13 protein-coding genes are annotated in these 20,903 nt (G+C 42.3%); 12 read left to right on the forward strand and 1 reads right to left on the reverse strand.

Annotated features, from left to right (window positions below):
• Together T501_RS21805 and T501_RS10055 are read left to right on the forward strand one after the other, a co-directional pair.
• A partial coding sequence (locus T501_RS21805; RefSeq protein ID WP_044914658.1) for a hypothetical protein occupies window positions 1-3,377 on the forward strand: 3,377 nt, incomplete at its 5' end.
• A gap of 258 nt (window positions 3,378-3,635) precedes the next feature.
• Window positions 3,636-5,180, forward strand: a complete 1,545-nt coding sequence (locus T501_RS10055; RefSeq protein WP_026511410.1) for a CAP domain-containing protein — start codon at window positions 3,636-3,638, stop codon at window positions 5,178-5,180.
• A gap of 125 nt (window positions 5,181-5,305) precedes the next feature.
• Here the strand turns inward: T501_RS10055 and T501_RS10060 are convergent, their stop codons facing one another.
• Complete coding sequence (locus T501_RS10060; RefSeq protein ID WP_044914659.1) at window positions 5,306-7,186, reverse strand: PilZ domain-containing protein; 1,881 nt, start codon at window positions 7,184-7,186, stop codon at window positions 5,306-5,308.
• A 291-nt stretch (window positions 7,187-7,477) separates the two neighbouring features.
• On the opposite strand from T501_RS10060, the gene T501_RS20205 reads away from it, so the two are divergent.
• The 10 genes from T501_RS20205 (at window position 7,478) to T501_RS10110 (ending at window position 20,872) form a co-directional block, all read left to right on the forward strand.
• Window positions 7,478-8,590, forward strand: coding sequence for a hypothetical protein (locus tag T501_RS20205; RefSeq protein ID WP_049945898.1), 1,113 nt, complete (start codon window positions 7,478-7,480; stop codon window positions 8,588-8,590).
• A gap of 113 nt (window positions 8,591-8,703) precedes the next feature.
• Complete coding sequence (locus T501_RS10070) at window positions 8,704-11,469, forward strand: hypothetical protein (RefSeq protein WP_044914660.1); 2,766 nt, start codon at window positions 8,704-8,706, stop codon at window positions 11,467-11,469.
• 296 nt (window positions 11,470-11,765) lie between these two features.
• Window positions 11,766-13,118, forward strand: a complete 1,353-nt coding sequence (gene glnA / locus T501_RS10075) for a type I glutamate--ammonia ligase (protein ID WP_044914661.1) — start codon at window positions 11,766-11,768, stop codon at window positions 13,116-13,118.
• Between the two features lie 18 nt (window positions 13,119-13,136).
• Window positions 13,137-13,688 (forward strand): ANTAR domain-containing response regulator, encoded by a 552-nt coding sequence (locus T501_RS10080; protein WP_026511414.1) that lies wholly within the window; start codon window positions 13,137-13,139, stop codon window positions 13,686-13,688.
• A gap of 287 nt (window positions 13,689-13,975) precedes the next feature.
• Window positions 13,976-14,485, forward strand: a complete 510-nt coding sequence (locus T501_RS10085; protein ID WP_044914662.1) for an acyl-CoA thioesterase — start codon at window positions 13,976-13,978, stop codon at window positions 14,483-14,485.
• Between the two features lie 267 nt (window positions 14,486-14,752).
• On the forward strand, window positions 14,753-15,412 hold the full coding sequence (locus T501_RS10090) for an HD-GYP domain-containing protein (RefSeq protein WP_049945899.1): 660 nt from the start codon (window positions 14,753-14,755) through the stop codon (window positions 15,410-15,412).
• Window positions 15,413-15,701: 289 nt separating this feature from the next.
• Window positions 15,702-16,628, forward strand: a complete 927-nt coding sequence (ptb, locus tag T501_RS10095; protein WP_026511416.1) for a phosphate butyryltransferase — start codon at window positions 15,702-15,704, stop codon at window positions 16,626-16,628.
• 115 nt (window positions 16,629-16,743) lie between these two features.
• Window positions 16,744-17,811 carry a butyrate kinase gene (buk, locus tag T501_RS10100; RefSeq protein ID WP_026511417.1) on the forward strand — a complete coding sequence of 356 codons (1,068 nt, stop codon included), beginning with the start codon at window positions 16,744-16,746 and terminating at the stop codon, window positions 17,809-17,811.
• 116 nt (window positions 17,812-17,927) lie between these two features.
• On the forward strand, window positions 17,928-19,532 hold the full coding sequence (locus tag T501_RS10105) for a response regulator (RefSeq protein WP_044914663.1): 1,605 nt from the start codon (window positions 17,928-17,930) through the stop codon (window positions 19,530-19,532).
• The gene (locus tag T501_RS10110; protein ID WP_242845513.1) at window positions 19,532-20,872 is read left to right on the forward strand and encodes a sensor histidine kinase; all 1,341 of its coding nucleotides are present in this window, start codon (window positions 19,532-19,534) and stop codon (window positions 20,870-20,872) included. The genes T501_RS10105 and T501_RS10110 overlap by 1 nt, the downstream gene beginning before the upstream one ends.
• Window positions 20,873-20,903: the final 31 nt, after the last annotated feature.

Raw genomic sequence — 20,903 nt, forward strand, 5'->3', positions numbered from 1 at the left:
CTCGAAAGACAGCAACATATATCGTTAAGTATTACAAGGATGAAATCGATTCTAATGATGAAACCAAGAACTATGTAGGTGAGGGTACTCCTCATACTGCTGAGGTTGGCACACCAATAAGATTAGTTTCTGGTGACCAGGATAGTCAGCTAAATTATAAGAAAAATGCATTAGATAATCCTGATTATTATCTGGATGGTGTACAGCAGGGTGATGTTCCTTACACAATGAAGGAAAGCACATATAAGGAAGACGGAACACCTATCCCGCAGGTTATCAAGGTACTGTATGCTCGAAAGACAGCAACATATATCGTTAAGTATTATAAGGATGAAATCGATCCTAATGATGAAACCAAGAATTATGTAGGTGAGAGTGATGTTTATCCCGCTTATGTCGGAGAAGAAATCAGATTAAGTGAAGGTGATCAAGATGCTCAGCTAAATAATAAGAAGACTCGAGATGCATTAAATGATAATCCTGATTATTATCTTGATGGTGTACAGCAGAATCCTGTTCCTTACGTAATGAAGGAAAGTACTTATAATCAAGATGGAACACCTGTTCCGCAGGTTATCAAGGTACTGTATGCACATAAAACTACTTCTTACAGAATCGAATACTACAAGGGCAAAGAGCTTGATGGTGCAGCACATATTGAAGATGTGCAGGTAACTGATGGTAATGCAGGTGATGTTATTGAAGAAAAGGATATTAATTTAAATGCTAAGAAACCTGCAGGACATAAGAATGGTGAATGGATAGTTCCTACAGTTGATGGGGCAAAGAAACTTGTTTTAGACGTTGATTCAGAAAATAACGTAATAAAAGTTCTTTACAGACCTATAAAGGTAACTGTAAAGATTGAAGGTAAGCAGGTTGTAACCCAGTATAATGGTAAGGAACAATCTACAGATGATGACGATTTTTATAATGAAGAATTTCCAAATGGATATAGGGTTACGGTTGTCCCCGAACAGGGTTATGAGAGTGAGTGTAGTGTCACAGATGGTCAGATCGGACTTGCTGAAGGAGCTAAAGCTGAGGCACATGGAACTGAAGTAAATGATAGCCGCAATAGTGAATATCCTGATTACTATCCTATGAATCTTCATGGAACACCTGTAAATCCAGGTGATCCTGCATGTAGCTTCGTATGTAATAATCCCAATGGAGAGGATGTAACGTTTGAGCTGGTTGAAGACGGATGGCTTAAGATTACACCTGTTGAGGATTGGGTAGTTGTTACTATTCAGGGTAAACAGGTTACAACAACCTATAATGGTGAAGAGCAGAACACCAACATGTTTAATGTGGATGGCTTCGAACCGGGTAAGGGTTACAGAGTGGTATCAATTAAGTATGAAGATGGCAGAGATGTTGTAGGACTTACAGCAGATGATATTGCTCTGGTTGAACCAGGAACTGATATTGCAAAGGGAACTGAAGCAAATACACCTGCGAACATTGAATATCCTGAGCACTATCCTATGAATCTTCGTGGAACACCTGGAACGTCTGATGGATCCGAAGTAAGTGATGGTAATGCAGAAGTTACAGATGGTAATGCAGAAGACCAGACGTGTAGCTTTAAGAATACTAATGACAGGTTCTTAGATGTTAAGTTTGTTGTCGAAGATGGATGGCTTAAGATTAATCCTTCCAACGAGAAGATTGTTGTAACAATTACAGGTAATAATAATACTGTTTACTACAATGGCAAGGAACAGTCAGTAAAGGGGTATACAGTAGATTCCATCACAAAAGACGGAAAGCCGTTTGATAAAATTACAAAAGAAAACATTGTTCTTGTTAAAGAAGGAACAGATGTAGCTAGCGGAACAAATGTTAAGCGTACTGCTACAAAGGCAATTGATAAGTACATGATGAACCTTCATGGAACACCTACAGAAACGGATACAGCCGAATGCAGCTTCAAGTGCATAAACAGTGACTTTAATGATGTAACTTTCATTGTTCATGATGGATATCTTGTGATCAATCCTCTTAAACTGACAGTAAATGTTGTTGGTAACAGAGGTGAAGAAGTCTATGATGGCACTGAGAAGAAGGTAACTGGATATACTCTGAATCTTGATTCAACTGTAAGTGATGGCAATGCAGAAGTCACAGATGGTAATGCAGATGTTTCCGGTGGAAATGCAGGTACAACTCCTGATGCTAGTAAGTTCTTCGATGAGGGCAAAGTAGTATTCACAGGAGAAGCTGTTGCTAAGGGTGTATTACCTGATACTTATCCTATGGGACTTACAAAGGATCAGTTTAGCTATAGCGATGAAAATATTGATGTAGACTTTGTTGTAGTAGATGGACAGCTCATTATCAAAGACAGACCTGAAACTGATAAACTCCATGTGGTAGCTAAGACACCTGACAGGACCGAGATGTTTAGCGGCAAGACATGGGTTGGAACAGACTTCGACTACACAGTTGAGGGATCAGTGATTGTGCTAAATCCTCTTACAAAAGCTCTTAATGCTATAGGAGATGTATTTGGTAAGTTATTTGGACTTAATGCAAATGCAGCGAATACAGGTAAAGAGATAGAGATTAAGGGTAATAAGTACACTGTATCTGGACTTAGAGTTGATGTTACTGCAAGAAATGTAGGTCAGTATGATCTTGTAATTGTAAATGAGGGATTCAAGGTAGTTGACGCTGCAGGAAACGATGTAACAGCTCAGTTTGATGATCCTGAACTTATAAATGGTAAGTTTACGATTACGCCTAAACCGATTGAGCTTAAGTCAGATTCAGCTTCAAAAGTTTATGACGGAACACCTCTTGTAAGCCATCATGCATCAGCAAGTGATTCATGGGGTATAGGAGATGCAGTTACATACAACTTTACAGGATCCCAGACAGATCCCGGGTCAAGTGAGAACAAATTCAATGCAGTTGAGGCAACTGCTCTTACAGACTTTAGAAACTATACAATTACTTATGTATTTGGTACGTTGACCGTTACAGCGTCTTCAGATAGCGAAAATCCTCCTAAGAAGGATGACACGCCGAATGTAACACCTCCTAAGGGTGATGATAATCCGCCGGTAGATAATCCTGAGAAGGAGAACAAGAAAAAGAACAAGAAGACAGATACTCCTCCTACACAGTATGATGACAGTAACAATGACAACAATGATAGTGCTGTAAACAATACTACTCCTGCAGACCAGAGACAGGTTCTCGGAGCAAAGAGAGAGCAGGGTGAACAGCCCGGAGTACTTGGAGCAAGACGCGGAGGTACTGAAGATAATACAAATACTTCAAGAATATTTGTTCTTCTTATCGCTGCAGGCGCAGCTGCTACACTTCTTGCATTAGGAAAAAAACGCAAGAAAAATGATGAGCAGTAAAATGAAACAATTTTATAGCTTTTAAATTCAGATACCCTCGCCGTTTTGCGGCGAGGGTATCTTTTTGCGAAAGCTTCAGAGAGTTTAGGGGAGCTTGCTTACGGAAAAGTGCTCGAAGGATGAAGGAAAATGCTGTAGAATGTAAACTGAGTTTTGATAAATCTTGCTAAATCTATTTTTGTGCAACAAAATAGCTGTAAAAGTTTAAGCTGGACAAAATATCAGCAGGATGTAAAGAAGTTTTATGGAGGATTTTGAATGAAGAAAAGGATTTTTGCAGTAATCTCAGCTGTCACTGCATTGGTTATCGGTTTGTCGCCAATTTCAGGATTAGCTACCAGAGCTGCCAACGATAGCAGGATTAAAATTGATGTCACAGGAACTTATGAACAGACTACGGCCAGGAAAATGCTTGAAGATATCAATGCATTTCGTACCGGAAATGATGCCTGGTATTGGAATGAGAGCAATACGGAAAAGGTACAGTGTAAAGATCTTAAGGCATTGGAATATGATTATGAACTTGAAAAAACTGCAATGCAAAGAGCTATGGAGATAGCAGTTTATTTCAGTCATGAAAGACCTAATGGTACAGACTGTTTTACTGCATTTTCGCCTACTAATGGATTTGTTGGGGAAAATTTAGCCTTTGGATATTTTTCGGCAGAGGAGGCCTTTAAAGGCTGGCAGGAAACGAATAACCCATTTGTGGGGCAGGGACATCGCAGGAGCATGCTTGACCCTTGTTTTACCTGTGTTGCAATAGGACATGTAGTACGTGATGGTGTTGACTATTGGGTTCAGGAATTTCGCTCTGTGAATTTACAAAAAACAGCAACTAATGTCACCAATGCAACCAAAAATGTGAATGTAGAATTTCTTTTATCAAAGCTTAAATACAAAGCGACTCCTTCATCTATTAGAATGAAGTACGGGGATAATTATGATCTGAGTAATGTGAAAGAGTCTTTATATTGTGAAAATGATATAGATTTTCGCAGTGAAAAGCCATCGATTATTACAAAGCCGATTGATAACTTTTCGGTATCGGATAGTAATGTGCTAAAGGTAGACGGAAGTACACTTAAGGGTGTAGCAGCAGGTTCTGCGAACCTGACAGGATTACTTTCAGATAGAACAACGTACAGCATTCCTGTTAATGTCAATGCAGTTTCGCTGTCTGGAGCCACTGTTTCTTCAATAGGATATCAGGAATACACAGGTTCTTCTATTACACCGGCATTTACTGTTACGTTAAACGGTAAGACGCTTGTAGAAAATACAGATTACACCGTCGAATATTCGAATAATGTAAACGAAGGCTATGGGAAAATTACAATTACAGGAAAAGGCAATTATTCCGGAACAAAAACCACAAGCTTTGTGATATTAAAAAAATGCACAACCGGTAATAATTCTCAGGTTATTTTCAGGAATCAGGGCTATAATGATGGATCACAAAGCGGATTTGTAGAAGATGGTAGTGATGAGTCAGATTTAAAAGAAAAGAAGTCTGTAACTGCCACAAAAGTAAAAAGCTTTTCTCTTACTAAAGGTAAGAAATGTCTTACTGTAAAATGGAGCAAGGTATCCGATGTCAGTGGATATGAGATTCAGTATGCTAACTCAAAAAGCATGGATGGAGCAAAGATAAAATCTGCGAAGGTATCAAAGAGTAGCCTTAAAATCAAAAAGCTTAAGTCCGGAAAGAAATACTATGTCAGAATCAGAAGTTATAAAAAGGACGGAGAAGTGAAAGTTTATTCAGCCTGGAGCAAAATTAAAAAGGTAAAGGTAAAATAACCGAGGTACTTATAATACGAGTTACAAGCAAGATTGCGAATGATATTTGAAACTATCATAGAAATATATTAAGGCTGCCGTTCAGTTTAATTCTGATCGACAGCCTTTTGCTTATTTGCTTTTGTTTATTCATTTTTACTGATTCTCTCAAGCTCGATGATATCTGCTATCTGTTCGGGAGAGAGGAAACCATCATTCTGTTTTGGTAAAAACAGGCCTTCATCTATGGCATTTCCACTTTGGTTAAAGTATCCGTCATAGTCATCAGGAAAAGCTCCGGGATTCTTGGATATTTTCTTATTTCCCAAAGATGGTGCCCTATCAGGAAGTGAAGCGTTGCTCTTTGAGAAATCATTGGGTATCGAAGCGCTGGTAGCATGTATGACGCCACTTGCCCTTGATATGCCTGTCTGAACGGGCTGCTCCTCTGAAGCTTTTGGTTTAGTGTTCTTTTGCGCAGCATTTGAAGGGCTGTTATAAGCATCCACAAATCTCATCTGATGACCGCTTGCAGAGGAAGTCATTGAGCTTGCCTGCGGAATGGTATTGGCATTTATGTTGTTATCAGTGAGCTTTGTCTTTTTGCGTGGCTTCGATGAGCTGCCGGATGAACCGATGAGACTCTTAAGCTCATTCACATCACCCACAATTGATGAGATGAAATCAAGTTTCTTCTTAGTCTGCTCGGACGGATTGAAGTCTCTGCCTTCCAGCTCTGCAAGATCTGCAACCTGTCTCTTTGAAGTCTGGGTTGCTTTACCCGGTTGTTTCTTTAAATCATCCAGAGGATTAGCAGGCTTTTTGGGATATAACTTTTTGGCCTTAACCGGGGTTCTGTCCTCGATGGCTGCCAGTTCCTCTTCGTATTGCTGGTCAGGATCCTGACTGTCAAGGGACTTTGTAAGCTCTTTGGGTTCAGGGACATTCATGCCGGGCGTTCTATCTTCGATGAAAGTAACTTCTTCGAGATCCTTCTCTGCAATATAGGAGGGCTGATTTGCCTCATCTTCAATAGGATTCATGTCTGCCACGCGGTTGGCTCTGGCAAGCATGATTTCAGCTTCACTTCGCTCAGGGATAAGATCAGCTGCTTCATCCGGTGACATAAGCTGTGGCTCAAGATTCTCAGGAGCATTTTCTTTTTCAGGAGGAAGCTCCTGGTAAGTCTGCTGTTCCTGATAAGCGAGAGCAGTCTTTTTGGAAGGAAGCTTTTCATATTTGGAAGTTTTCTCCGTATCTGCTTCATCCTTTGAGGAATCATTGAGTTCCCACTTCCCTGAGTATTTATTCTTTTCATAATCTCTGGAAGCAGCAAGCTGAGGCACATAGTTCACAGGAATCTTCTTGCCGGAAGCGATGCCTTCATCAGGAGATTTGGCAGTATCGAGGATGTCGTCGACCTTGATGCCGAGCTTTTCCTTCTTCCTGCTGCGGATGAGAGTTACGAGATCTGCCCCCATGGAATCCAGTGTGCAGCCGATAGCCGGTTGATCGTTCATGGTGAAAATGCGGACTACCGTAGCTTCGCAGGCATAGAAATGGAAATATGCAGGATCATATCTGAAGGAAGCTATGACGTGATCTCCCACCTTAACAGAAGCATCTTTGTCAAGAATGAATGCGATTCCCCTCATGGAAATATCATAAACAAGAGCATTTCTGATGTCCTTGCTCTCACCGATCCTGATAACTCCGAGTCTGTCTATGTCGTAGCGCTCGGCAGCTCTGCGGTTTATGATTTTCCCTTCATCGGTGCATCTTATGAGATGGAACTTCCCATACTTTGTCTCGACAGGACCAATGCGATTAGCTTCGAATTCGTAGGACCTGCCGTCTCTCTTATTTACCGCTATGATCTTAGACAGACCTGAGAAGGTCAGATCCTCGTCAAAGTAGGTAAGGGAGTCAACAAGAAGCCCATCACTGACGCCAACTTCCGCCTTTGTAATAAGGAGAATGCCGTGACCGTTGATGGATGCATGAATTTTTATTTTTGAATCTTTCATTATGTCCTTTAGTTTCATATAAATATTTTATAACAACAAAAATACCTTCGCAATTACTAAAGGAAAACAGTTTTTATCCGATATATAGGTTGAGAATGAGGATGGCGGAGCTATCTTCCTTCGAAGTATTTAGCTGGGCAGACCCGTGATGGGTGTGCTCATTTTTTTTGAGCATGCAAGTCGACTTGGCGAGGCCTTTTCGAGTCTGGTAGAGTTTGCTTGAGCAGAGTACCGGCGAGATATTCCACGAGCTTAGTGCGAGCTTGCTGCAACATTTGGAGGGAAGTGCTTATGAGAATTACAGGCAGTACGGTTAACCTTGTTTCAGAAAGGAAGTATCAGGAAAACTACAGTATCACTAAGGAAAACGGAATAATGGCATCATCTTTAATCGGAGATGGCATCGGGAGCTTTAGAAAGCTTTTGACATCTACAGGAAAAGAGAATGGAGCAATAGAAGAGAAGAACAAAGGGACTAATCCCGGAATAGAACAGGAGGGGGAGAAACCTCTTTTTACAAATTATAATGCTGACGGCGGGTATGCTGTGCAGAATGATTCACCGCTCATGTCCAGAATGTCTGAGATTGAAAACATCAGGATGCAGATTATGGAACGGCTTTTGAACATCATGCAGATTCTTTATGAAGGTATGCCCTCGGGAAGCGGGAAAAGCAGAATGCAGGAATATATGAGGGGCCTTAGCGAAAAAATGAGTGCAGGGTCTTTTCAGTGGATGTCAGTGTCTACCACTACTTATGTCCATACAGTCTCGGAACAGACAGCTTTTTCTGCTCAGGGCATTGCCAGGACGGAAGATGGCAGGGAACTGAATTTTGGTGTGAATGTAACCATGTCGAGGCAGTTTTCAGAGGCTATTGGTGTCATGCATATAAGGCCGGCTCAGCTTATTGATCCACTAGTAATAAATGTAGGAAACGGAATAACAGGAATCTCTGATCAGACCTTTACTTTTGACCTGGATGCTGATGGCACTGAGGATGAGATAAAAAGCCTCGCACCCGGAAGCGGATTCCTTGCTTATGACAAAAATGGTGACGGAATAATAAATGATGGGAATGAGCTTTTTGGAACAAGAAGCGGTGACGGATTTGCAGAGCTTTCAGGATACAATCTTGATGGTAATGACTGGATAGATGAGAATGATGAGATCTATGAAAAATTACGTGTCTGGTGCAGAGATGAAGAGGGGCGTGAGACTCTTATGACTTTGAAGGAAGCCGATGTTGGTGCAATCTATCTTGGGCAGGCAAAGACGGAATTTACTTCTCAGGGAAGTGATTTTATGGTCAATGCACAGTTTAGGGCAAGTGGTGTTTTTCTAAGGGAATCCACAGGACAGGCAGGTACAGTTCAACAGATTGATCTGGCTAAAATGGCGTGACTACGTTTTACTGTTGAACAGTAACCAGTAATGACTATGTTAAAGCAATGTACTAAAGTTGACGGTTTTATGTTAAAATAATTCTAACTATATTTGTTGGGGGAGTATTACTTATGGGGACCAATCATAGAATCCATTTCGGATTCCTTTTTCACGTAAACTTCTATCATGCACACCTTGGGGATACTAACGATGAACGGGGCTTTGGAAGAGATTTATCCAGAATTCGTGAGATCCTGGAGGTTTTAAAAAAGGCTAATAATGACGGTCAGCCGGTGCAGGCGACATGGGATTTTGAAAATGATTATACGCTTGGAAGAATACTTCCATCACTTGGACCTGATGTAATTGACAGCGTCAAGGCGAGAATCAGGGAGAGAGGTGACGAGCTCGTTCTTTCAGGAAGGCATGCGAATCTTTTTGCCGGGATGACAGGAAAAGAACTGGCTTTTTCACTGCATTATAAGTCAAACGAGCTTGGAGAAACTTCAGATGTCCTTCGTGCGGAGGGAGATATTTTCACTCCTGCCATGATTGGAAGATTGAGGAAAGCCGGGATAAACACGGTCCTTCTTGGCAACAGTAATGTCGGACCTAATGCACTTTCAGGTGTTGGGAAGGAGTTTAGAAAGTCTGAGTATGCAACCTATAATCCCGGAACCTACAGGCATGGGAATAATTCTATAAATGTGATTCCTGTCTATACTCCCGCAGACTGGATCGAAGAGGGATCAATGACAAGATTTCTCAATAATCTTCATGCAAAGCAGATTTCAGGTGAGATCGAAGGTGATTTGTTTGTTCTTGCAGGGGCAGATGTAACAAGCCCATGGTGGGAACCTATGGAGATAAGGAGTCTTTTCAGAAAAGCTGCCGGGACTGAGGGACTTGCAGGATTTTTGAGAGCATTAAGAAAGCTTGATTTTGTTTCCTACAACACTCCGAGTGGTTATTTATATGATCATGCTCCTGTGTGCGAGATGTCGTTTTCGGGAGATGTGGGCTGCGGAACCAGCGGAGATCTGTCCAATTACGGAGAACTTCCCTATGACAGACTGATATGGACAAGAATTGAGAGAGCCCGTATGGGAAGTAAGATTTATAACGCAGAGAGGGTTTCAGATTCTCTTGCGGAACGTACAAAGCTTCTTTGTGCTTCAGATTTTGGACCTTTTTCACCGGCACCTGCCAGCGACAGATTTGCACATGCTAACAGGCTTTCAAAGGAAGTTCAGAAGATTGAGAGAAAAGCCATTAATTCAAAAGAGATGTCCATGAGAACAAGTGGGCGCCAGAGGCTTAACAACAGTGCTGCCGGAAAACATGCTTATTCCAGGAGAAAGGATGAAGAGGAGAGGAATTCTTTCATTATCATGAATCCTGCTGGGCAAAAGACTGTAACTTTTCAGCTTGCCATAGACAGTGGCATGTGTCCGAAGGTTTCAACTCTTGTGCTTGAATGTGATGAATGCCAGATAAATGCTTATACGGCAGTTGAGATGAGCAGGGAAAACGGATATGTGAATTCTGTTTTTGTGATCATGAGATTTGCCGAGGCTCAGGGAATCTACAAGATTTATTATCATTTTGACCGCACCGATATTCCAAAGGAACGGCATAAACCGCTTATAGAGCTTACTCCGGAAGATCATCCTGTTTTCCGTGCGGAAGGTGCCATGAAGAGACTTCTTGAGGCTCAGGGGAAATTAAAAAAGGAACCGGAGCCTGTAAAAGAGGAGAATAAAGCCGTGGCTGACCGCATTGCTGCCATGAACAGCGCAAAAAATGCAGGAAAAGGAGCGAGCCTTAACTCAAACGGAGAGAGGGAGAGCTATATTATCACAAGCCCCGGTCAGAAGCTCAAAATCGTTTTAAGCGGTACGGGAACCAGTAAAGGAAAAATCCGGGAGGTCTTCTACGGAGATGAGAGGATAGGTGATGAGCAGTTTTTATCTTCGTTTGTAAAAAGCGGCGGAAGCAGAAGTGAATTTATATGTGAGGATGTGACTGCTGCTGAATTCGCAGGAAAAGGCGATGGGGTGATGATAACCGGATCAGTTCATGCAAACGGTGAAAATGCTCCCGGAAAATATAAAATGCAGATAATTAAGACACCGGCACTTAAGGGTATCGATGGTATATTTATTCAGATGGATGTTACATATCCTGATGTTTCAGGGCATGGAGAGGCGGTGCTTGAGGAGGTTGCACCTTTTGAGATTTCGCCCCAGTATCGCGCCGGAGTCTCTGTCATAAGAAAGAGCTTTACAGGAGATGTGAGTGATTTTCCTGTTTCGGTTTTTGGAAAATCTGTCAGGGGAAATGATAATCTGCAGTCCTTTAACCATCAGCTTACAGCCGGTATAGTTGGAGCAAAGGGCGCTCTTTCGGGATTTCTTCTTGGAATGACGAGATCAGTCCTTGGGGGAATGGCGGTTTGCCCCGGGCGCCTCATGACGGATGGAGAGGGTCAGCACCTTAGTCTTAATCCCTATGGTACTTATGGTATACGTGAAAAAAAGTATCCCTCAAAGAGCGATGGCCTTTTGCAGAAATATGCGGACATGCTGATAAATGATAAGCCGGTCAACACGGCAGCTGCCTACAGCGGAGTAAGAGAAAGATTCTGCATGTGTCTTACAGGCTTTGGCGGCGCAAGACCCACGGAAACACTGGTAGCTGAGCTTTCAGCCTTTTGTGATGGCGCTGTTATCTGTGGTGACGAGACAGGAGTTATTCATCCGTTTGAAGGAGATAACGTTATTTTGCCAAGAGCATTTGCGGATATTCAGGGAGACAGCACAAGGCGCGAGGAGCCTGCTGCAGCCAAGCAGTTAAAGGCAGAGCTTGCCAGGTTTTTAAATCATCGTCGTAAATAGTATTGACGCAGATGGGAATTATTTGATATTGTTAACTAAGGCAAAGGCGCCATCCTGAAGGGAAAGTGTCTTTGCCTTTTTTATTCAATAGGAAATTCCTTCGGATTTCCTATTGAATAAAAAGCGCTCCGCTATGGATGCGACTGGTGCGCAGATGAATTTTGCAAGCTAAAGCTTGCGCGCACCAGCGCGCAAAGAGTCGCGAGCGACTCTTTGTTCTTATAATAATAATTAAAGCTTCGAATAGCTATTGCATAAAATAGTGCTCCGGAATGAGAGTACGGAAAAGAGGAAAAATGGGAAAGCTTACCAAAAAGGATATTTTCAGAATTGTTAATGAAGAAGATGTTGCATTCATAAGACTTCAGTTCTGTGATGTTTTCGGGACTCCGAAAAATATAGCTATAACAACAGGACAGCTTGAAAATGCACTTAATAACGAGTGTATGTTTGACGGTTCTGCTATAGAAGGTTTTACCGGAATGGAGGATGAAACATCTGATACAGCTTTGAGTGAAATGTATCTCTATCCTGATCTCGACAGTTTTCAGATATATCCCTGGAGACCACAGAGCGGTAAAGTTGCAAGAATGTTCTGTGATGTTTATACCGCAGACAGAAAGCCTTTTTCCGGGGATCCAAGAAGTATCCTGAAAAGAGTTCTTGATGAGGCAAAGGATATGGGACTTACTTTTAAAGCTGATCCTGAGCTTGAGTTTTTCCTGTTTGATCTTGATGATGAAGGACAGCCCACTACCGAAACCCATGAAAATGCCGGCTATTTTGATCTGGCACCTGCAGACCAGGGAGAGAATGTAAGACGAGATATTATCATGAACCTTGAGGAACTTGATTTTAATATAACCTCGTCTCACCATGAGATTTCTCCGGCACAGCATGAGATAGACTTTACAGAGGATGATGCCGAGAGGATGGCTGATATGATTATGACCTTCAAGATGGCGGTGAAGACAATCGCAAAGAGACACGGGCTTTATGCGACTTTCATGCCAAAGCCGAAGGAGGGCGTAAACGGCTCTGGTATGCATATCAATATTCTGTGCGAGGATGAGAATGGAAATGATATGTTTTCCGAGGAAGGCAGTCTTACAGATCTTGCAAAGGAATTTATAGCAGGTGTCCTTGATCATATTTGTGGTATGACGCTTGTGACAAACCCTGGTGTTAATTCTTACAAGAGACTTGTTCCAGGGTATGATGCGCCTGTGAATGTTTCATGGTCATCATCTGCAGCCAACAGGAGTGCACTTATAAGGATTCCGTCCATGATAGGGAAAAATGCGAGAATCGAGCTGAGAAATCCCGATGCAACCTGCAATCCTTATCTTGCTATTGCGCTTATTCTGGCAGCAGGTATGGATGGCATAAAACGAGGACTCACACCGCCTGAAGAATTAAAGGTGAATCTGAAAAACAAGACGGATGATGAGCTTAGAAAGACGAAGCTTTCAACTCTTCCCGAAACTCTTGGTGAAGCGATAGAGAGTTATCAGAAGGATGAATTTGTTAAGAAGGTTCTTGGCGATACGGTATATGATATATATCTTGATGCCAAGAGAAAAGAATGGAAGAATTTCCGCACCTGTGTAACACAGTGGGAAATAAGAGAGTATCTTAATAAACAGTAAAAAACGAGGAACCGGTAGTTGCAGAATATTATCTTGGCATTCGCAAAGCAGGAGGATGCGCTGAATTTCAAAAGTATATTGATGCGTGGCGGATTTGAGCCTGCCTATGTATGTCTGACCGGTGCACAGGCCCTTTCAGCAATGGAAAACCTGGGCAACGGTGTGATAATCTGCGGCTATCGCCTTGGAGATATGCTCAGTACGGAACTGTACGAGGAGATGTCTGAGTATTTTAAAATGCTTCTTATCGCCAGTAAATCAAAGGCTGACGATCTTGATTTTTATGGGAAAGACAATATTGTCTATCTTCCTACTCCCCTAAAAAAGGATGACCTTTTTTCAACTGTATCCATGATGATCGAGGGCGTTGCGACAAGACGCAAGAAGGTCAAAGAAAAACGCCGCTTTAGAAGCAGCGAGGATCAGAAAATAATTGACAGTGCAAAGTCACTCCTTATGGAGCGTCACAACATGACCGAGCCTGAAGCGCATAAATATCTGCAGAAGTGCTCAATGGACTCCGGAACCTCCCTCCTTGAAACCGCCGAAATGGTGATAGCACTTAAGTGAGCTCTTAGCGAGGTACTTTCGAGCTTAGAGCTCACTTAGTTCTGGCGAGCGAAGCGAGAGCAGAACTTCCTTGAAAAGCTTAGCGAGGTCTTTTCGAGCTTAGAGCATACATGGTCATTTCGAGCGAAGCGAGAGCAGAACTTCCTTAGAAATTTAGCGAGGTCTTTCGAGCATAGAGTTTACTTAGTTACTTAGTTCTGGCGAGAAAATCCCTCACTAATAATCGCACTCCGCCCATGGAATGTGGTATAATTTTATATATCTTTTGCGGAAAACGGAGGGCGGTTATGAATAACAGAGTTTTTCATGTAGATCATCAGATTGCCAGCAAAAATGTAGATGATTCGGTTACTGAGTGGACCAGGGTTGTCAAGTATGATGAGATCAACGGATATGAGAGATTATTTGGCGGCGAGCTTATGAGCTGGATCGATCAGATAGCAGGAACGGTTGCGCTTAGACATGCGGGTACACCGGTTACCACTGCTGCGATTGATAATATGCAATTCAAGCAGGCCATCAGACTTAACGATATAGTTGTGATACGTGGTCATATCACACACGTTGGACGTACATCAATGGAGGTTCGCGTAGATACTTATGTTGAGGACCTGAGGACTGGCATGAGACATGTTGTAAACAGAGCCTATCTCACTGAGGTATGCATCGATGAAGAGGGTAAACCCACGACCGTACCTTATGGTTTAAATGTGCGCACTGAGGCAGAGAGAGCAGAGTGGCAGGGCGCTGAAAAAAGAATAGAGCTTCGAGCCCAGAGAAGACGTGAAGGTTTTTGATAGTTTTATGAAAATATTTTGGGGCTTTCACTTGGGCACGAAAAAGTGTAAAATGGTTTCCTGCGTATCAAGTATACGCAGGATTTTAATTTAATAGGAATTCCTATGAATTTCCCGTTAAATTAAAAATGCTACTTAACAGAGTCTTTATAATCATGGAGTTTTTTGAGGGAATGAAGCTCTTTTGGTTATGTGATGTAATGGTTATAAAGCTTTTTAAGTGACTGAACTTGTGAGGGAATCATTAATAGAGGGACAGAGGATACAATGGATTATTTTGAAATCAAGTATCATCAGCAGAAAAGGCTGACGGATCAATTGATGCATGCTCTTGCTAGGGTTGCCGATGAAAATGGCAGGTACACTAAAGAGCATTCTGAAAGAGTGGCGCTGTATTCCATGGAAATAGCGCGTCGCATGGGGAAAAGCCGCAAGGAACAGTATGAGATTTATCAGATGGGACTCTTACATGATATAGGTAAGATCGGGGTCCCTGATGCAATCATAGCAAAGCCTGAGGGACTTCAATATGATGAGTATTGTCTCATGAAGAAGCATCCCATGATAGGAGCAAGGATTTTACAGGATATAACAGAGATTCCGGGACTTGCTGTAGGTGCCAGATGGCATCATGAGAGATTTGATGGGACCGGATATCCTGACGGGCTAAAGGGACTTGCAATACCTGAGGAGGCGAGGATCATAGGCGTCGCCGATGCTTATGATGCCATGAGTTCTGAGAGGAATTATTCGGGAGTCATGAAGCAGCAGAAGGTCAGAGAGGAGATCGAACACGGTAAAGGAACGCAGTTTGATCCAGATATAGCTGACATTCTTCTACAGATGATAGATGATGATAAGGATTATGTGATGAATTCAGAGATCCCGACATATATCCTGGAGGAATACTTCGCAAGAATGGAGTAGTCGGGTTACTGTTCAGACAGCTCTGCGCACTTGCTGCGCTGAGCGTGAGAATGTTCTACGTCTTGAATATAGGATTTGCCCCTTTGCCGAGGGCAACTGGAATGGGCAAATCCAGTTGCTGTGAGCACCGTAAGGAGTGAACAGTAACGTAGTCGGATATCAGGTATTTAATGACAGCAGCACTAGTGTTGAAATGTAGGGTGCATCGTGGTAAAATTTTAACGATGTGCCCTACATTTTTTGACACATACTACTAAGAATATGATTTATATAATCAGGAGGTACACTGATGAGTAAGAGTTTCGATGAAATCCTCGCTAAATTGAAGACAGCAAGTACTAAGAAGCTTGCAGTTGCATGTGCGCAGGATGAGCCTGTTCTTGAGGCTGTTAAGGCTGCTAAGGAGCGCGGAATTGCTGATGCGATCCTTGTAGGTGATAAGGATGAGATTGAGAGAATTGCCGGTGAGATGGGCATGGATCTTTCCCAGTTTGAGATCATCGATGAGAAGGATACTGTTGAGGCAGCAACTAAGGCTGTTCAGCTTGTTCACGATGGTAAGGCTGATATTTATATGAAGGGACAGCTTGATTCCAAGACATTCCTCAAGTCAGTTCTGAACAAAGAAGTAGGACTTCGTACAGGTCGTCCACTTTCTCATGTATGTGTATTTGAGATTCCGGGTATTGACCGTCTTCTTTTCCTTACAGACGTTGCTTTCATGCCCTATCCGACTCTTGAAGATAAAAAGGTTATTATTGAATATACAGTAAATGTAGCAAGAGCTTGCGGCGTTGAGTGCCCGAAGGTAGCTCCCCTTGCAGCAGTTGAAGTTGTTAACGATAAGATGCCTGTAACTGTTGAAGCAGCTGAGCTTACACGTCTCAACGAGGCTGGCGAGATCAAGAACTGCATCGTTGACGGACCTCTTTCCATGGACCTTGCAATCGATCCTTCTGCTGCTGAGCACAAGGCAGGTGCTAAGGATCGCAAGATTGTCGGTGATGCTGATATTCTTCTTTTCCCTGACATTCATGCAGGTAACCTTACATATAAGACAATCGTTCGTCTTGCTACTGTTAAGAATGGTAACATCCTTACAGGAACAAAGGCACCGGTTATCCTTACTTCACGTTCTGACTCTGTAGAAGTTAAGCTTAATTCAATCGCTTTAGCTGCTGTTGTTGCAGAGGATCAGAAAAAAGGAATTCTTTAATTATTAGTACAGGAAAAAGTATTTGAGAATCCAAAAAATTGAAACCCTCACAGAGTGTTGTGACTCATAGTTTTTTATAAGGCTATGACACATAGGAGGGGGAATAGGAGAGAAAATGATTAAAAGTTTAATTATAAATCCCGGTTCCACATCAACAAAGCTTGGTATCTTCGAGGATGAGACACTTAAGATGGACGAGACTCTTCGTCATCCCACAGAGGAGATTGTCAAGTATGAGCATATTACAGACCAGCTTGGCTGGAGAAAAGAGCTTATTCTTAATTTCCTTAAAGAGAAGAATGAAGATGTTAAAACATTCAATGTTATCGTAGGACGTGGCGGGCTTGTTAAGCCTATTCCGGGCGGTACATATGAGGTTAATGATGCGCTCCTTAAGGATCTGAAGGAAGGTGTTCAGGGTGAGCATGCAAGTAACCTTGGCGGACTTCTTGCTAAGGAGATTGCTGATGAGATCGGCGTTCCTTCATACATCGTTGATCCTGTTGTTGTAGATGAGCTCTGCGATGAAGCAAGAGTTACAGGACTTCCGGAGATTCCGAGAGTTTCTATTTTCCATGCACTTAATCAGAAGGCAGTTGCCAGAAGATATGCTAAGGAAATCGGCAAGAAGTACGAGGATATCAATCTTGTAGTCGTACATCTTGGCGGCGGTGTTTCTGTCGGCGCTCATAAGAACGGACAGATCATTGACGTATTTAATGCTCTTGATGGTGATGGTGCTATGTCACCTGAGCGTGCAGGCGGTCTTCCTACAGGCGGACTTATCCGTCTTTGCTTCTCAGGTAAATATTCTGAGGCAGAGGTTAGAAAGATGGCAGTTGGTAAGGGCGGCTTTAATGCATGGCTCGGAACCAACGATATGAGAAATGTTATCAAGCTCAGAGATGAAGGTAACGAAAAGGCTAAGCTTGTTATCGATTCATTTATCTTCCAGCTTGCAAAGAATATCGGTTCTATGGCAGCAGTACTTGATGGTAATGTAGATCAGATCATTATCACAGGCGGTATCGCTTATAACCAGCCTCTCATGGACAGACTTACTGAAAAGGTTAAGTTTATCGCACCTGTTACAGTATATCCCGGTGAGGATGAGCTTCTCGCTCTTGCACAGGGTGCACTTCGTGTAATGAACGGCGAAGAAAAGGCTAAGATTTACGAATAAAAATAATCTTTTCATTATAATCAGTTATTAGGAAAAGCGTCAGTTAAGCTGACAAAAGAGGGATTTTGAACCCTTCCGGGCGTTATGCTCGGAAGGGTTTTTAAGAAGGGGAATGTATGAAGGTTTTTCTGGTAGAAGATGAATTTGTCGTGAGGGAAGGCATAAAAAACAATGTAGACTGGGAAGCGCATGGTTATGAGTTTTGCGGAGAAGCAGGGGATGGAGAGGTTGCCTATCCGATGATCCAGAAGCTTCAGCCGGACATTGTTATTACCGATATAAAGATGCCCTTCATGGATGGACTTACTCTTAGCCGTATGGTAAAGGAGCAGTTTCCATGGATAGAGATAATCCTGCTGACGGGGTACGAGGACTTTCAGTTTGCGCAGGAGGCGATTAAGATAGGTGTGTCCTGTTACCTGTCAAAACCGATTAGCGGTGAGAATCTTATCAGAGAGGTGGACAGTCTTGCTGAGAAGATAAATGAAAAGCATCGGGAGCGCGAAGTTAAAAAGCGCTATGAAGAAGAAATGAAGGAACGGACGGAGTATGAGAAGCAGGAGCTTTTTAATGATCTGATTTCCGGCAACAAGGGGCTTTCGGAAATACTTGAAAGTGCCAAGAAGCTTGATGTGGATCTTACTGCAATAAGATTTAATGTGATCCTGTTTAAGGTGTGGTCCACAAGGCATGATGCCTACGAATACTCCCAAAGCGTTGTTGAAATAGAAAAAGGTGTCAGGGATATAGCTGACAAAATGAGTGCGGTTTTCTTTGATCTTGGAGTTGAAGGAGCAGCACTGTTATTCAGAGGGGATGATGATGAGTCCCTTGATAAGAATATTGAAGAGAGCATAAATATGATGAAGTCTCTTTTTGATGACTATCATCATATAAGATATTTTGGCGGAGTGGGGCAGAGCGTCGGAAGAATTTCAGATATTCCCGTCTGCTTTACCTGGGCCAGCAGGGCATTTGCCCATATGTATCTGACTGAGGATAATGGATTTTTGATAGGTTCTGAGGAACAGCTTCAGCCCGGCAAAAATGACGTGGTATTGTCTGAGATAGACCCAAGACATATAGACCGGAAGCTTATCAAGGAGTTTTTGAGAAGAGGAGACCCTTCGGAGACAGAGTTTTTTGTTGAAGAATTTATAAACGGAATGGGGAAGGGTGCCATAAGATCCACACTCCTTAGGCAGTATATCGCCATGGATGTGTATTTTTGTGTGGTAGATTTTCTTGAGAACGAGCTTTTAAAGGATGAGAGACCTGAGAATCCCACGCCGGAGGTTTTGGCGGATGAAGGCAGGACCAGGCAGTATATAGTCAGGATAATCAGCAGGGGAGCGACCTTAAGGGATGATGACTCCAAGGGACATTATCACGATGCGGTAAATCTTGTTATGTCATATATTGAAGAGCATTATACCGAGGATGATCTGTCACTTAATAAGCTTGCGGCTCATGTAAATTTTTCACCAAATCATCTGAGTGCTGTTTTTAGGCAGCAGACGGGACAGCCCTTTATCAAGTATCTTACTGATTATCGTATGAATGCTGCAAAGGACCTTCTTAGAACAACATCGAAAAAGAGTAATGAAATAGGGCTTCTTGTTGGTTATAAGGATCCACACTATTTTTCATATCTCTTCAAAAAGACGCAGGGGATCACGCCGACTCAGTATAGGGGAGGGAATCGCTCGGAGGAGGGCTGATGGCTAGTGAAAAAGTTATGAGCAAAAATGCAAAAAAAGGGCATTCCAAGCTGGCCAACCAGATTCGAATATCCTATCTGATACTGCTCTTACCGGCTATACTTTTTACTGCATACGCTTACTATACTCTTTATATGATCAACGAGCGTTATGATGAGATGCTTGGTTCGGTGGTGACTGCCAGTGAGTTCAGTCTTGATTTTAAAGAGGACTTTGATTACGAAACGTACCTTCTTATTGTTGGTAATGTCAAGCTTGAGAATTCCAAGCTTCCCCAGTATCTGACGGATGCACGCAAGGTTGTGGAAAATCTTGAAGACTTTACAGATGATGCTGACAATAGGGGCAGGCTTGAGAGCGCGGCAAAATATCTGGATAATCTAGAGGCATATCTTCAGAGAATAGAAGAGAACATGAGCTATGAGGACAGGTATGATGACAATATGACTATCTGGGAGAACGATGTTCAGATAGTTACAGCACTTTTACAGGAAACCATAAATGAGTATGTTTACTATGAGAATAAGCAGTTGCAGACAGCCCAGATAGAATCGAGACAGTTCTATATGAACATTGTTAAGATATCTATGGGTATGGTTGCTTTTATAGTTCTTTTTGTCATGCTGATGTCTTTTCTGGGGCCTGTTTTGATCACAAGGCCTATCGAGGAACAGGTTAAGCAGGAACAAAAGCAACTGCGGAAAGCGGAATTTGAGCTGCTGCAGGCTCAGATAAATCCTCACTTTTTATATAACACACTTGATGCCATAGTCTGGTCTGCTGAGGCAGGCAATCAGAAGCAGGTTGTGAGTATGGTGGGGAGTCTGTCCGAGTTTTTCAGAAGCTCCCTCAACAAGGGTAAGGAAATTGTAACGATTCGTGAGGATTTGCAGCATGTAAGAAGTTATCTTGAAATCCAGCAGATTAGATATCAGGATATCCTTACTTATGAGATTAATGTGCCGGAGGAAATCTATAAATATACTATCCCGAAGATAACCATCCAGCCTGTGGTTGAAAATGCTTTGTACCACGGAATCAAAAATAAAAGAGGTGGCGGAAAAATCATAGTAACAGGCGGAGAGCTTGATGATTGTGTGCAGATTACTGTAAAAGACGATGGCATAGGAATGTCAGAGGAAAGGCTTAATGAGATTCGAAAGAGTTTAAAACTCGATAAGCCGGAAAGTGATACCATTTATGGTCTTTATAATATAAATCAGAGAATAAAGCTTTCTTTTGGGGACGAATATGGTATTGGGATAGACTCTACTGAAGGAGTCGGAACCGTGACAAATATCCGTCTGCCGAAAATCTTAACTGAAATCGTAAAAAAATGAAACAGAAATAAAAAAGTGTAAAAAAACCAAC

The organism is Butyrivibrio sp. WCE2006 (assembly GCF_000701985.1).
In the GTDB taxonomy this organism is placed as follows: domain Bacteria; phylum Bacillota; class Clostridia; order Lachnospirales; family Lachnospiraceae; genus Butyrivibrio.